The following is a 14,148-nucleotide window of genomic DNA, read 5'->3' as shown; positions in this document are numbered from 1 at the left end:
CGTGCGGCATTCCTTCGGATTCTTGCGAATCTGGGCGGGAATGCAAGCAACTATGACCAGCCGCCCGCCGGGCGCCCTACAGCGGACCGCCACCCCCCGGACGACCCACGGTCGGTGCCGCGTCGACGCCCGCGCGGTCTGCCACTCCATCAGACCAGGGGCCCCGCGACGCGTGCGGGGCCCCCTGGTCTGATGGGGGTCAGCTGCCGTCCTGCGGCAGCGCCAGCAGCGGCGGACCGCCGGGCAGCACCGGCAGGTGCAGCGTGCGACCGTCGGCGGCCATGACCTGCAGGTGCGTGACAGCGTCGCGCGGTGTGTTCAGGTGCACCAACCCCCGACTGTCCGTGAACCCGCGCGCGCCGGTGTTCGCGCGGACCATCGCGTCCGCGAGCGGGCGACCGTCCACGTCGCTGAGCTGCCACGTGCTGCGCACGAGGTCCACCGCGGGCGTGTCGTCGCCACTCTGGAACAGGCGCATGTCGCGCTCCAGCACCAACGGCGCGTGCCGCGTGACCGCCAGGTCAAGCGGCACCGTCAGGGTGTACGTCAGGTGCGGCCGCATCGTCAGCCCCAGCCCGGAGAACACCTCACTGGGCCGGTTGGCGTCCGGCTGCGCCACCTGCCCGAGCACGTCAGTGTCCAGCGCCCGCAAGTTCGCGGGCACGTCGCCTTCCGGCCAGGTGTCGTGCCGCATCAGCGCGGCGAGCACGCGCCACAGCACGTTCCACTCGTTGCGCCCGAACTCGTCCACCTGCGACTTGAAGAACACCATCACGACGTACCGCAAGTCCATGCGGCGCGGCGCGAGCGTTTCCACCGCCGCGTTGCGTTCCAGCACCATCTGGTGCTCCATGCGGCGCAGGGCGGTGTTCTCGCGGATGTCATGCAGGAAGAAGTTCACCGTCGGGCGCGTCAGCCCCGACACCCACGCGGATGTGGGGGTCGCAAAGCGAATGTCGAGCGCGTCGGCGGGGAGGTTCGCCTCGCGGTACAACAGAGCTTTGAGCGCGTCCTGAACGTCACTGATCAACCTAGGGTCCCCCTCTTTCATGCCGCGTTGCGGCCACGTCTTGGCAGTATACGACTGGCCCCCCGTGAGCGGTTGGTCAAATCTGCGTTGACTATTTTCAAAGTCGTTGCATCGTGAAAGGGAGAAGTTCGACCCGACCTCGCGGGGGGGGGCTTCAACACACGACGCCACGCGCGTCAGGAGGTCAAGCATGCCCGAGTACCTGTCACCAGGCGTTTACATCGAAGAAACGCAATCCGGCCCGCGCCCCATCGAGGGGATCAGCACCACGACCGCCGCCTTCGTCGGCTTCGCGCCCAGCGGGCCCGCGAACACCCCCGTGTTCGTCTCGAACTGGCAGCAGTTCAAGGAAGCCTTCGGCAGCCTCGACGGCAACGGCGAGAAGAACCCCTACATGGACGGCGCGTACCTCGCGCACTCCGTGTACGCGTACTTCAACAACGGCGGCACCCGCTGCTACGTCGTGCGCCTCGCGCCGCCCACGGACGCCAGCACCGGCAAGGTCGTGGACGCCGTCAAGCCCCTGCAACTCCCCACGCGCGCCAGCAAGGCCGTGCCGTCCCTGAGCATCGCTGCGCGCGACGGCCGCACCAGCGACATCCAGATCGAAGTGCTGCCCCCATCTGCCGACGCCCTCAAGCCGCAGGAGCCCGGCAAGGACGGCAAGCCCGGCAACCCCAACCAGAAAGACGGCAAGGACGCCCCGCGCGACCCCGAAGAAGGCAACGACGGCCTGTTCACGCTCAAAGTCACGCGTGACGGCCAGACCGAAACCTTCGAGAACGTCAGCATCGGCAAGAAGCACTCGCGCAACGTCACCGAAGTCATCAACCGCGAAAGCGTGATGATCCAGATCGAGGACGCCAGCAACGTCGGCCCGCTCGTCGAGCGCGCCCCTGAAGCCGGCACCTACGTCCTGCGCGCCGACAGCAACCCCATCGTGCACGCGAAGAGCCTCAAGGGCCGCGACTTCGTCGGTTCCGTGGACGCCCGCAGCGGCATCGAAGGCCTGGAAATCGCCGACGACGTCAGCATGATCGCCGTGCCCGACCTGATGAGCGCCTACCAGGCCGGCCTGATCGACCGCGACGGCGTCAAGGCCGTGCAGCGCGCCCTCATCGACCACTGCGAGCGCAACCAGAACCGCATCGCCATCCTCGACACCCTGCCGGACCTCACCGCCCAGCAGGCGCAGCACTGGCGCAACGTCGAAACCAACTTCGACAGCAGCTACGCCGCCATGTACTACCCCTGGATGAAGGTCGACGGCCCCAACGGCCAGCCGGTCATGGTCCCGCCCAGCGGCTTCGTCGCCGGGATCTACGCCCGCAACGACGTGGAACGCGGCGTGCACAAGGCCCCCGCGAACGAAATCGTGCGCGGCGCGCTCGGCCCCGCCATGCAGATCACCAAGGGTGAACAGGACATCCTCAACCCCATCGGCGTGAACTGCATCCGCGAGTTCCCCGGCCTGGGCCTGCGCGTCTGGGGCGCCCGCACCCTGTCCAGTGACGCCCGCTGGCGCTACGTCTCTGTGCGCCGCCTGTTCAACTTCATCGAGAAGAGCATCGAGAACGGCACCCAGTGGGCCGTGTTCGAGCCCAACGACGAGAACCTCTGGTCGAAGATCCGCCGCGACATCAACGCGTTCCTCACGACCGTGTGGCGTGACGGCGCGCTGTTCGGCACCAACGCCCGCGAGGCGTTCTACGTGAAGTGCGACGCGGAACTCAACCCGCCCGAAATTCGCGACCGCGGCATCCTGCAGATCGAGATTGGCCTCGCGCCCGTCAAACCTGCCGAATTCATCGCCTTCCGCTTCAGCCAGTACGCGGGCGGCGGTCAGTAATCACATCTGGTGCCGCCTGAGCGGCGGCACCTAAAATTTCCTCAGGAGGTTCAGATATGACTGCTACACCCCGTAAAGATCCGCTCGTTGCTGCATATTTCAGCGTCGAATTCCAGGGCAAAGTCGTCGGCGCGTTCCGCGAGTGCACCGGCCTGGGCAGCGAAAGCCAGGTCGTCGAGTACAAAGCCACCGACGCGCAGGGCCGCCCCGTCATGATCCGCGAGCCCGGCACGATGAAGTACAACGACATCGTCCTGAAACGCGGCATCACCAACGACATGGACATGTGGACGTGGCGCCGTGACGTCGAAGAAGGCAAGATCGACGACGCCCGCAAGAGCGGCACCATCACCCTGCACAACCAGAAGGGTGAGCCCGTCGCCCGCTGGGAATTCACCCGTGCGTGGCCCAGCAAGCTCAACGGCCCCACGTACGACGCCAAGAGCAACGAAGTCGCCGTGGAAGAGCTCACCATCACCCACGAAGGCTACAAGCGCGTTCAGTAACGACCGCGCGTGAGGGCCGCCCCCACGGGCGGCCCCACCCGCATTCTGCGCGTACCTCACCGCGCGCGGAGGACCGATGAACGAATATGGGTTCACGCTGCCCGTCGGCCTCAGCACCGCCGACGGGCGCGCTCACCGCGAGGGCCGCATGCGCCCCGCCACCGCCCTGGACGAAATCGAACCGCTCGGCGACGACCGCGTCCGCCGCAACGAAGCCTACTACGGCCTGCTGCTGCTCGCCCGCGTCGTCACCCGCCTCGGCCCATACGGCCCCCTCACGCCCGACGTGATTGCCGCGCTCCCCGCTGCCGACTACGCGTACCTTCAGGACTTCTACGCGCAGCTCAACGCCCGCCAGGAGCCCTTGCCCACCACCCCCACCCTCCCACCCGCCGTGGAAGCCCAGTGCCCGCACTGCCACGCCCTGTTGGAAGTGGACCTCAGTGAGATGATCGCGTGAGCGCCCCCAAAACGAACACCACGGGCGCCCGCGACACCCGCCAGGCCGCCCCCGTGGACATCCAGGAACTCGCGCGCCGCGTGTACGCCCTGATGCTCGAAGACCTGCGCCTCGAGCGCGCACGCCGGGAAGGACGGTAAGCATGGCCATCAACCGCTACACCGCCGCGGGCATCCAACACGAAGCCGAGCGCCTCACCAACGAAGCCCGCCACCTCGCGGATCAGGTCAGCCGCCTCACCCGCGGCCCCACACGCGTCCCCACCATCCCCACCAGCAACAGCGGTAACAGCGAACGCAGCGACCGCTTCCAGACGAACGTCAACAGCCGCTTCTACGTCGAAATCAACGGCATGAACCGCGCGGTGTTCTCGGAAATCAGCGGCCTGCAGATCGAAACGGAAACGCTCGACATCATCGAAGGCGGCGTGAACGACCGCATCATGCGCCTGCCTGTCCGCTCCCGCGTGGGCAACATCACCCTCAAGCGCGGCATCACCGTTGGCGCGGAACTCCTCAACTGGCACCTGCGCATCGTGCAGGGCGTCCTGGACCTCCGCAACGTCACCGTCACCGCCTACAACACCCGCGGCGACAAACTCATGGTCTTCAACTTTCAGAAGGCGTACCCCGTGAAGTGGAGTGGCCCGCAATTCGCCGCGAACGGCGAAACGGTCGCTGTCGAGACACTCGAACTCGCCCACGAAGGCACCCTGAACCTGAGCAGCAGCTGACCACCCGCCCGAAGGGGCCGAAGGGAGAGACGTGAACATTTTCAAGGAACGACTGCAGCGCTTGCGCGACCCAGGCGCGTTCGCCGTGACCCTCGGGGCACGCCCGAACGCGCCGCGCGCACCTTTACCGACCAGCGCGCCCGTCCCCCTCTCCCTGCCCGCCCCGTTCGCGACGCCGCGCCCCAGCGCGCCTCAGGCCTACGCGCCGCAGCGCCCGCCGCGCGTCGCCGCGCGCCTGCTGCGCCTGCCTCCGAGCGCGCCCACGCCGGTTCCGCTCGCCGCGCCCGCCGTCGCGCCGACGCCACCAACCCCGGCTGTACCGACCTGGGCGCCCACGCCAGCCCCCCTCCTCCACGCCGAGCCCACCTGGGCGCCCGGAGAAGACACCCCGGCGCCCGCAACGCTCGCCCTCGAAGCGGACCTGCCTCTCGAAGACGAGGCCCTGTCCGCCGACAGCTGGACCGCAGACTCCTGGATGGCCGCGCCCACCCCTGAGCCCGTGTACGTGGACGAAGCTCTCCCAGAGGTCGCGCCGGGCCTGCCGGAGGTCCTTGACCTGCAGACGGCCCTCGCGGTGCCGGAGGGCCTGCTCGCCGAGCTGCCGCCCGGCGTGACCATGCCGCCGTTCCAACCAGAACCCCTGCCTGCGCCCGCGCCTGAACCTCGCGCGCCACGCCGTGCCAGCTTCGCTGAAACCATGGCGATGAATCAACAAGCTGGCCTGCTGCCCGACCCGGCCCCCATGCCAGCGCCTCCCACCCTGAGCGCGCCCCCGCCAGCCGACGTTCCGCGCACAAACCCGCCCACCACCACACCAAGCATTCAACCTGCTCGGCCCACGCCTCCCCACGTGCAGGCGGACGTCCCCGCACCTGCCGCTCTGCCGACCCCTCCGGTGGCGCCCGGTGAACCCTCACCCGCTATGGAAGCTACCGTGGAAACAGCGGTTAGTCGTCAGGTATTGGCGGTGGAGCCGGGGGAGTCGCCGGTCGTGGTGAGCGAGGCGGCGGCGGTGAGCACCGTGGTGATGCCCACGCCCGTGGTGGCACCCGCCGCCGAGGTGACGCTCACCCAGCCGGACGGGGTGGCGACGCCGGTGGAGGCGCCGGTGGGCGGGGGAGCCTGCGCGCGGAGGAAGCGGAGCGGGCGGAACTGAAGGCGCTGCTGCAGAGCGCGACGGACCTGCCGGTGTCACTGCCGCGCCGTCCACGCCCGGTGCCGCTCAAAGCGCCAGTGGTGGAGACGCCGGTGGTAGAGGAACTGCCGCCGCCAGTGGCGCCGGAAGTGGCGCAGGGGCTGCTGGCGCGGCTGAACCGCCTGCAGGAACTGGAGTCGAGCGGGGAAGTGGAGCCGCAGTCGCTGCGGTACGACCAGCTGGAAGCGTGGCAGGATCACCATCCGGAACGCAACCTGCTCGACGCGCCCACCTTCGACCCTGCCCCTGCGGTGCACAGCCCCCAGCCCTCCACCCCGCTGTCCACGCCGGTCAGCCCCACGGCCGTTGAACCTGCGCCTGTGGGCTCACAAAACCCGCTGGCTGCGCCAACCATCATGAACGCTCCCGCTCAGGCGGCACCGGAGGGGGTGCCGGTGCGCACCCCCGATAGCGTTCAACGTGCCGGAACACCCCTGACCCCGCCAGCCGTCCAGCCGACGCAGGAGCCGCCACGCCACAACGTGAACACCCCCGCAGAGGCAGCGCCCGCCGTACCCGCAGCGCCTGCGACCGCCCCAACGCCGGAGGTCAGCGCTGTCAACACGCCGGCCCGGTCTGAAGAGCAGGCGACCAGCGAGGCCCACCCCACACCAACAGTCCCTCTTGCCACAGCGCCGGTGGAGGCGCCGGTGGGCGGGGGGAGCCTGCGCGCGGAGGAAGCGGAGCGGGCGGAACTGAAGGCGCTGCTGCAGAGCGCGACGGACCTGCCGGTGTCACTGCCGCGCCGTCCACGCCCGGTGCCGCTCAAAGCGCCAGTGGTGGAGACGCCGGTGGTAGAGGAACTGTCGCCGCCAGTGGCGCCGGAAGTGGCGCAGGGGCTGCTGGCGCGGCTGAACCGCCTGCAGGAACTGGAGTCGAGCGGGGAAGTGGAGCCGCAGTCGCTGCGGTACGACCAGCTGGAAGCGTGGCAGGATCACCATCCGGAACGCAACCTGCTCGACGCGCCCACCTTCGACCCTGCCCCCGCCGTCCACAGCCCCCAGCCCCCTACCGTCGCCCCCGCGCCCACCCTGCCGGTACCCGTCGTTCAGGCCACGAGCGTGCCAGTCCCGACTGCGCCCTCAACCCTGAACGCTGGCGTGCCCACGGCAGTTCCGGTGCCCCCGGCAGCGCCGCTGGCCGCTCCGGCCGCCGGACAGCCGGCCCGCGCCGTACCGGTAGCGCCCACCGCCCTGCAGCGGGCTGCCGTGACAACGCCCCCTTCAGTGAACAACCAGGAACCTCATCAGAGTGCTCAGGCCCATCTGGCCCTCTCGCCCGAAGGACTGGCGGTGGAGCCGGGGGAGTCGCCGGTCGTGGCGAGCGAGGCGGCGGCGGTGAGCACCGTGGTGATGCCCACGCCCGTGGTGGCACCCGCCGCCGAGGTGACGCTCACCCAGCCGGACGGGGTGGCGACGCCGGTGGAGGCGCCGGTGGGCGGGGGAGCCTGCGCGCGGAGGAAGCGGAGCGGGCGGAACTGAAGGCGCTGCTGCAGAGCGCGACGGACCTGCCGGTGTCACTGCCGCGCCGTCCACGCCCGGTGCCACTCAAAGCGCCAGTGGTGGAGACGCCGGTGGTAGAGGAACTGCCGCCGCCAGTGGCGCCGGAAGTGGCGCAGGGGCTGCTGGCGCGGCTGAACCGCCTGCAGGAACTGGAGTCGAGCGGGGAAGTGGAGCCGCAGTCGCTGCGGTACGACCAGCTGGAGGCGTGGCAGGATCACCATCCGGAACGCAACCTGCTCGACGCGCCCACCTTCGACCCTGCCCCTGCGGTGCACAGCCCCCAGCCCTCCACCCCGCTGTTCACGCCGGTCAGCCCCACGGCCGTTGAATCTACCCCCATGCTGGACGCGCGCCCTGCTCTGCCGGCTGCGCAGGACCCCTCGGCCTCCCAGGCGGCTCAGGTGCGCCGCGCCGCGCCCAGCACGCTCGCAGCGCCCGTCACGCCAAATCCCGTTCCGGTGGTCCCCCCGACGCCGTCGGTGGACGTGGTCGGACCGGGGTTTGCCGCCCGTGTACCTGCGGGGGTGCAGCGTCAGGGGCAGCCAGCCCTGCCGTCACCTACAGCGGAGCAACCTGCGGAAGTACCGGTGGCCCGTCCGGCCCGAGCCAAAGCCCGCGCGGCCGCAACGCCCCTCCCGGAGGTGCCGACGCCCGAAGCGCCAACGGACGTCGCGCCCGTAAAGGCGCGCGCCGCCCGGCCACGCCGCGAAACGGCAGCCCTGACCGCGCCGATGCTGGAAGTCCCGACGGCCCCATCCGCACCAGCGTTGCCGGTCGCACCGGAAGCGCCGCGCACCCGCGCGCGCCGCACCAGCCGCGCCGCGCGGTCGGGCGCGCCCGATACGGAGGACAGCACGGACACGCCCAGCAACGCCCTGACGCCGCTGGACGCCACACAGTTGATCGCGCACGCCGTGAACGCGGACGGGCACGGGACACCGCTGCCACTCAGCACGCAGGACGCGCTCGCGCGGACGCTGGGGGTGCAGGCGCCGGACGTGCGCGTTGTTCAGCATGCGGGAGTAACGGCCGCGCTGGACGCGTACCGTGCCGACGCGCTGGCCGTTCCAGGCGCGGTGCTGGTCCGACCGGACGTGAACCTGAGCGACCCGGGCGGTGTTGGTCTGCTCACGCACGAGTTCACGCACGTGCTGCGGGACACCCAGCCGAACTTCGTGCCGCAGATCGCGCGTGAGGTAGTGCGTCCCGGCGATGACGAGGAGCACGTGGCCGTTCAGGCGGAACGTCAGGTGCGGGCCCGAGCCCGCCGCCCGGGCAGGGCGGACGCTCCCGCAGAAGTGCCGGTTGCCGCTCCGGAGCGCCCTGCGGACCATGGGGTGTTCGCGGGGCTGCCCGCCCCGTGGGAGCCCATGCCGTTCTGGGAGGCGCCCGCGCCCGGAGCCGCACCTGCTCAGCCCAGCCCTCAGTTCGGCGCTCAGCCCAGCGTGCCGTTCACGCCGAGCCCCACAGTGGCGGTGGCGCTCGCGTCGGCGCTGCCGTCCACGCCGCCCGTGGCCCCGGAACGGGCCGCTGTCCGCACGGCCGCCACGGATCGTTCTGCCGGCGCCCCGTCACCCAGCGCGCCGCCCGCGCAGAAGGCCGAGACGCCGAACATCGGCAACCGTCAGCGCGCCGCGGCGGCCGGGCCGGACCTCGACCAGCTCGCCCGGGACGTGTACGCGGTCCTCAAGGCGCGTCTGGACACCGAAGTGAAACGCCTCACCTGAACGGACCCTCATGTTGAACCCTGCTGTTGATGCCATGTCGCTGACCGAGACGACGTCCCTGTTCCTGAACGCGTTCGAAAGTGCGTTCCTGCCGGACGGGCCGGAGGGCCCGGTCGACCTGACCCTGCCGGACGGTCCGGATGGCCGCCTCGGGCATCTGGCGGAGGTGTTCACGCTCAGCACGTTCGAGCAGGGCGTACTCGCGCTCGCGCTGGCGTGTGAGCTGTTCCCGGTGCGGTTCCGCCGTGTGGCGGCCCTGCACCTGGGGTTCGACGGGGACCTGGCGCGCGGGTCGCTGACGCCCCACCTGGCGCTCGACTGGCTCACGGGCGGCGACCCGTCCGCGTTTCTGGACGGTGCGCCGCTGCTGCGCTGGGGGTTGCTGCTGGCGACCCCCGGGGTGACGCCGGACCACAGCATGCGGACGCTGCGGGTCGCGCCGGGCGTGCTGGCGTACGCGCACGGCGCGGACGGGTTCGACCCGGCCCTATCGGTGGTCGCGCAGGTGATCACGCCGACGACGGCGCTGTCCGAGTCGCAGGAGGCGCTGCTCGCGCAGGGGCAAAAGCACTTCTCGAAACGCGCGGATGACCGCGCGGTCATGCTGTACGGCAGTGACCCGCAGGCCCTGCGGGACCTCGCCGCGCACCTGATGGGGGACCGTGGCGAGGTGCTGCTGGTGGACCTCGCCGCGCTCGCTACCCGCCCGGATGACCTGGCGGGCCTCACACGGACGCTGGGCCGTGATACGCGCCTCAAGCCGCTCGGCGTGGTGCTGGACGCGGGCGGTGACCTGCCCGAAGGGGTCACGCTGGACGGCACGCTGCACAGCGCTCTCGCGGCCATTCATGGGCCGTTCGTGCTGCTCAGTGACGCGCCCCTCCCGCTGCACACGGAGCGGGCGGTGCTGCCGCTCGAAGTGCACAAGCCGAGCGCGGTGGAGCAGCGGGCGCACTGGGCGGCGGCGCTGCACATCAGCGACCCGGACCACCCGGGCGTGCGGCAGCTCGCGGACCAGTTCCGGATGAGTCTGGACCGTATTGACGCGCTCGCGCTGGAGGTGCGGGCGTCCATGCCGGGCAACGCCACCTACGCGACGCGCACGGAGCGCGCGTGGCAGGCGGCGCGCGTCGCGGGGCGCCGCCGCCTGGGCAGCCTCGCGCAGCGCGTGACCGGCACGTCCGGCTGGGATGACCTCGTGCTGCCCGCGCCGGACCTGGGCGTGCTGAAGCAGATCGTCGCGCACGTCCGGCACCGCGCGGACGTGTATGAGGTGCTCGGCGCGCGCGCCACCGGGCGGGGCCGCGCGCTGACGGCGCTGTTCAGCGGCCCGAGCGGCACCGGTAAGACGCTCAGCGCCGAGGTGCTCGCAAACGAACTGAAGCTGGACCTCTACCGCATCGACCTGTCGAGCACCGTCAGCAAGTACATCGGTGAGACCGAGAAGAACCTCAAGCGCATCTTCGACGCGGCAGACGACGGCGGCTGCATCCTGCTGTTCGACGAGGCGGACGCCGTGTTCGGGAAGCGCAGTGAAGTCAAGGACGCGCACGACCGCTACGCGAACGTGCAGGTCAACTACCTCCTGCAGCGTCTGGAAGCCTTCAACGGCCTGACGATCCTCACGACGAACCTGGAGAGCAGCATGGACAGCGCGTTCATGCGCCGCATCCAGTTCGTGCTGAACTTCCGCGCGCCCGGCCCGCAGGAGCGCGAGCGGCTGTGGCGCACGGCGTTCCCGGACACCCTGGACACCAGCGGCGTGAACTTCGCGCAGCTGGCGCGCGCGGACATCGCGGGGGGCAACATCCGCAGCGTCGCCATGAACGCCGTGTTCATGGCCGTGTCGCGCGGCGAGGCCCTCAGTGACGGCATCGTGCACGAGGCGTTGCTGCTCGAGTACCGCAAGTTGGGGCGTCTGGTGCTGGACGACGGGCACTTGTGGGAACGCTGAGGTCCGCGGGGCCGGCCGCGCCTGACCCCTACACTGGGGGGTATGAAGTCGGGCATTCAAGCGATCATTTTCGATTTCGACGGCACGATCTTCGACACGGAAACGCACGAGTTCCGGCATTGGGCGGCGCTGTACCGCACGCACGGCCTTGAGCTGGCGCTCGCGGACTGGCAGCGGGGCGTCGGCACCTGGGACGCGTTCGACCCGTGGGCCGGGCTGCCGGAAGCGGTGCGCGCGGACCGCGAGCGGGTGCATGCGGCGCTGCATGCAGGGATTCTGGAGGATATCGGCGCGTCGGACGTGCGCCCGGGCGTGCGCGCCCTGATTGAGGAAGCGCGCGCGGCGGGGCTGCGGCTCGCGGTGGCGACCAGCAGTGACCGCGAGTGGGTGGAACGCTGGCTCGCGCACCACGACCTGACCGGCGCGTTCGAAACGCTCGCCACCCGCTACGAAGTGGAACGCGTGAAGCCGGACCCGGCCCTGTACCGGCTGGCGCTGCGGAACCTCGGTCTGCACGAGGACGCCGCCATTGCCGTGGAGGACAGCCTGAACGGCGCGACGGCGGCGGTCGCTGCGGGCCTGCGGACCGTGGTCGTGCCGAACGAGGTGACGGCCACGCAGCCGTTCCCGCCCACCTGGCCGCGCCTGGAGGGATTCGAGGGGGGGTTGCGCGCGCTGCTGGAGGTGGCGGGCGTCGAGGTGGCCGCTACGTCAACCCGCTGAGCGGGCACTGAACCGCGGCGCCGGAGTCACTCCGGCGCCGCGCGTTTTAGCCTTTGCGTTTCTTGAAGGGGTTGAAGCTGAACCCGCGTGGCTCCGGTGCCGGCGGTTGCGGCTCCGGTTTGGCGGGGGCGGGCGTGGCGCCGTGACGCCCGACCGCTTTCGCGGGGGGGACGGCCGCGGCCGGCGGCGGGGCGGCCACGGCGTCGGACAGGGTCAGCTTGCCCTGCGCGCGCACCAGCATGTCATGGATGGTCTGCGCGTCCGGCCGGTCCGACGCGCGTTTCGCCAGGGCGCGCTCCACGACGCGGGTCACGCCGGCGGGCAGGTTCGGCGCGAGTGACGCGAGCGGCGCGGGGTACGCGTTCAGGTGCGCCGCCATCAGGGCGTCGTACGTGGCGGCAACGTGCGGGCGGCGGCCCCCGAGCATCTCGTACAGCAGCACGCCCAGGCTGTACACGTCACTGGCAGGCGAACTGGTCTCGCCGAGGTAGATTTCGGGTGCCATGTAGAAGGGGCTGCCGGCGGGCTTGCCGCCCTGCGACGCGAAGTACGCACTGCCGAAGTCCCCGAGGGCCGCGCGGCCGTCTTTGAGGTACACGTTCTGCGCCTTCACGTCCTGGTGGATCATGTCCTGGGCGTGCAGGTACGCGAGCGCCTCGGCGATGTCTGCGCCGACGCTGTACGCCTCCTCGGGTGTGAGGCGCGCGATTTCCATCCAGCGAGTCAGCGTCCCTTCCGGGAAGTACTGCATGGCCAGGAACGCGCCCGCCCCGAAGGCGGTGCCCGCGAGGCCCTCCACCACGCGGGGGTGCCGGAGGCGCAGGCTGAGGCGCACCTCGTTCCCGAAGCGCTCCGCGGCTTTCGAGTCCTTGAGCGTCTCGGGGTGGGGGATTTTCAGGGCGACCTTCTGGCCGCGTTCATCCACGGCCAGCGACACCAGGGACGTCTGACCGCGCCCGAGTGCCCTGAGGACCCGGTAACCGGGGATCCCGCCGTCTGTGGTCACGCTCGCTCACTCCGCATCGTCACCGCCAGTGTAACGAACGCGTCCGCACCGCGGCGTGAAGTCCTCAACGCCACGTGAACGCGTGCATGAGCAAGTGTCATGCGCGCCGCAGGGGCCCCTGGGGGCTGTCCCCCAGGGCCCCTGCTTCAGAGGGTCGTGCGCTCGCCGGGGCTCAGGACGCGCGCTTCCACGCCCGCCTCGCCCGCCAGTCGAGCGAACACCTGCGGGTCGCCGGTCAGCGGCGGGAACGTACCGTAATGCATGGGGATCGCCACGCGCGGCCGCAGGTCCGCGAGGGCCCGCGCCGCCTCCTCCGGCCCCATGGTGAAGTGATCACCGATGGGCAGCACCGCCACGTCCAGGCCGCGGTCACCGATCAGGCGCATGTCGCTGAAGTGCGACGTGTCGCCCGCGAAGTACGCGCGCACGCCGCCCATCTCGATGATCAGGCCCGTGGGCATCCCGCCGTACGTGCCGTCCGGGAAGCTGCTGGAGTGCCACGCGGGCGTGAACGTCACGCTGCCCCACGTCTGCCGCACGGTCCCGCCGATGTTCGCGCCGATGGCGCTGCTGGCGCCGTGCGCCTGCGCGTACCCGCCGATTTCCGCCGTGGCGATGATGGTCGCGCCCCGCTCCGCGAACGCGAGCGCGTCACCCCAGTGGTCCCCGTGGGCGTGGCTGATCAGCACCGCGCTTGGCTGCAGCGCGAGCGCGTCCTCCAGCGTGAGCGGCGCGGTGGGGTTGCCGCTGATGAACGGGTCCACGACGACGCGGTGCTCGCCGTGCTCAAACAGGAATGCGCTGTGTCCCCAGAAGGTGATGTTCATGCCGGGTCCTCCTTCAGGCCTGCGCGGTTCAGGTGCCCGCGCAGACGCGGGAACGGGTGGCGCTGGCCGCGCGCAGTGTACACGTCGCGCCCGGCCCGGCCATTGACGCTCCCTTCATGGCCCGCAGCCAGGGTCAGGGCATGGCGGCGCGCACGGCGTCCGGGAAGGCTGCCGCGACGCGCTCAAGGGTGCGCCGCGCCGTTTCGCGCGCCATCTTCTCGAACGCCGCGCCGCCCCAGTGTTCGGCTGCGGGGGCGCTCAGGTGCGCGCGGAACTGGAAGGCGTACATCAGCATCACGTGTTCGGCGTCGCCACGCGCGTGGCCCTGTCCGGCCACTTCCACCCAGGCGCGCTCACCGCTGATCGGCTGGGGCGTCAGGGTCGCGCCGTCCGCCGTGACCTGCAGGACGCTCTCAAAGGGGAGGGTCACCTCGCCCAGCACCGGAATGGGTGCGCGTAGCGTCGCGCGGACCCGGTCGCCGTGCACGTGGAGCCCCTCCAGAAAGCGGACGCGGGCGAGCGCGCGGGCTGGGTCGCGCAGGAACGCGAGCGCGGCGGCGCGCTCGCCGGGGTATGGCAGCTCGAACGTCTGCGTCGCCTCGAAAATCAACGGCGCGTCCTTCCGGGCGGCTGACG

Annotated in this window: 14 protein-coding genes; 10 read left to right on the top strand and 4 right to left on the bottom strand. The window is 70.8% G+C overall.

Going from position 1 to position 14,148, the window contains the following annotated elements; all coding sequences use genetic code 11:
• Nucleotides 1-199: 199 nt before the first annotated feature.
• Complete coding sequence (locus DEIMA_RS15215; protein ID WP_148234983.1) at nucleotides 200-1,030, bottom strand: Pvc16 family protein; 831 nt, start codon at nucleotides 1,028-1,030, stop codon at nucleotides 200-202.
• A 190-nt stretch (nucleotides 1,031-1,220) separates the two neighbouring features.
• On the opposite strand from DEIMA_RS15215, the gene DEIMA_RS15210 reads away from it, so the two are divergent.
• The 10 genes from DEIMA_RS15210 to DEIMA_RS15160 all read left to right on the top strand — a co-directional run bounded on the left by DEIMA_RS15210 (nucleotide 1,221) and on the right by DEIMA_RS15160 (nucleotide 11,679).
• Complete coding sequence (locus DEIMA_RS15210) at nucleotides 1,221-2,879, top strand: phage tail sheath family protein (protein ID WP_013558165.1); 1,659 nt, start codon at nucleotides 1,221-1,223, stop codon at nucleotides 2,877-2,879.
• A gap of 56 nt (nucleotides 2,880-2,935) precedes the next feature.
• Entirely contained in the window at nucleotides 2,936-3,385 is a 450-nt protein-coding gene (locus tag DEIMA_RS15205; RefSeq protein WP_013558164.1) for a phage tail protein, read from the top strand.
• Nucleotides 3,386-3,461: 76 nt separating this feature from the next.
• Complete coding sequence (locus DEIMA_RS15200) at nucleotides 3,462-3,845, top strand: hypothetical protein (RefSeq protein ID WP_013558163.1); 384 nt, start codon at nucleotides 3,462-3,464, stop codon at nucleotides 3,843-3,845.
• The gene (locus tag DEIMA_RS18360; protein ID WP_013558162.1) at nucleotides 3,842-3,985 is read left to right on the top strand and encodes a hypothetical protein; all 144 of its coding nucleotides are present in this window, start codon (nucleotides 3,842-3,844) and stop codon (nucleotides 3,983-3,985) included. The genes DEIMA_RS15200 and DEIMA_RS18360 overlap by 4 nt, the downstream gene beginning before the upstream one ends.
• Nucleotides 3,986-3,987: 2 nt before the next feature.
• Nucleotides 3,988-4,578 carry a phage tail protein gene (locus DEIMA_RS15195; protein ID WP_013558161.1) on the top strand — a complete coding sequence of 197 codons (591 nt, stop codon included), beginning with the start codon at nucleotides 3,988-3,990 and terminating at the stop codon, nucleotides 4,576-4,578.
• A 31-nt stretch (nucleotides 4,579-4,609) separates the two neighbouring features.
• On the top strand, nucleotides 4,610-5,734 hold the full coding sequence (locus DEIMA_RS18030) for a hypothetical protein (protein WP_013558160.1): 1,125 nt from the start codon (nucleotides 4,610-4,612) through the stop codon (nucleotides 5,732-5,734).
• A 92-nt stretch (nucleotides 5,735-5,826) separates the two neighbouring features.
• The gene (locus DEIMA_RS18025) at nucleotides 5,827-7,254 is read left to right on the top strand and encodes a hypothetical protein (protein ID WP_148234982.1); all 1,428 of its coding nucleotides are present in this window, start codon (nucleotides 5,827-5,829) and stop codon (nucleotides 7,252-7,254) included.
• Nucleotides 7,255-7,346: 92 nt separating this feature from the next.
• Nucleotides 7,347-9,002, top strand: coding sequence for an eCIS core domain-containing protein (locus DEIMA_RS18020; protein WP_013558158.1), 1,656 nt, complete (start codon nucleotides 7,347-7,349; stop codon nucleotides 9,000-9,002).
• A gap of 34 nt (nucleotides 9,003-9,036) precedes the next feature.
• Nucleotides 9,037-10,956, top strand: a complete 1,920-nt coding sequence (locus tag DEIMA_RS15165; protein WP_013558157.1) for an ATP-binding protein — start codon at nucleotides 9,037-9,039, stop codon at nucleotides 10,954-10,956.
• Nucleotides 10,957-10,998: 42 nt separating this feature from the next.
• Nucleotides 10,999-11,679, top strand: coding sequence for an HAD-IA family hydrolase (locus DEIMA_RS15160; RefSeq protein WP_013558156.1), 681 nt, complete (start codon nucleotides 10,999-11,001; stop codon nucleotides 11,677-11,679).
• 46 nt (nucleotides 11,680-11,725) lie between these two features.
• On the opposite strand, the gene DEIMA_RS15155 is transcribed toward DEIMA_RS15160, so the two are convergent.
• From DEIMA_RS15155 to DEIMA_RS15145, 3 genes are all read right to left on the bottom strand, one after another.
• On the bottom strand, nucleotides 11,726-12,685 hold the full coding sequence (locus DEIMA_RS15155) for a serine/threonine-protein kinase (RefSeq protein WP_013558155.1): 960 nt from the start codon (nucleotides 12,683-12,685) through the stop codon (nucleotides 11,726-11,728).
• A gap of 146 nt (nucleotides 12,686-12,831) precedes the next feature.
• The gene (locus DEIMA_RS15150; protein WP_013558154.1) at nucleotides 12,832-13,512 is read right to left on the bottom strand and encodes a metal-dependent hydrolase; all 681 of its coding nucleotides are present in this window, start codon (nucleotides 13,510-13,512) and stop codon (nucleotides 12,832-12,834) included.
• A gap of 133 nt (nucleotides 13,513-13,645) precedes the next feature.
• Nucleotides 13,646-14,122 carry a DUF3809 domain-containing protein gene (locus DEIMA_RS15145; RefSeq protein ID WP_013558153.1) on the bottom strand — a complete coding sequence of 159 codons (477 nt, stop codon included), beginning with the start codon at nucleotides 14,120-14,122 and terminating at the stop codon, nucleotides 13,646-13,648.
• Nucleotides 14,123-14,148 lie beyond the last annotated feature (26 nt).

The organism is Deinococcus maricopensis DSM 21211 (genome assembly GCF_000186385.1).
In the GTDB taxonomy this organism is placed as follows: Bacteria; Deinococcota; Deinococci; order Deinococcales; family Deinococcaceae; genus Deinococcus_B; species Deinococcus_B maricopensis.
Note: the sequence above shows the minus strand (reverse complement) of the source record. Positions and strands in the feature narration are given on the sequence as shown.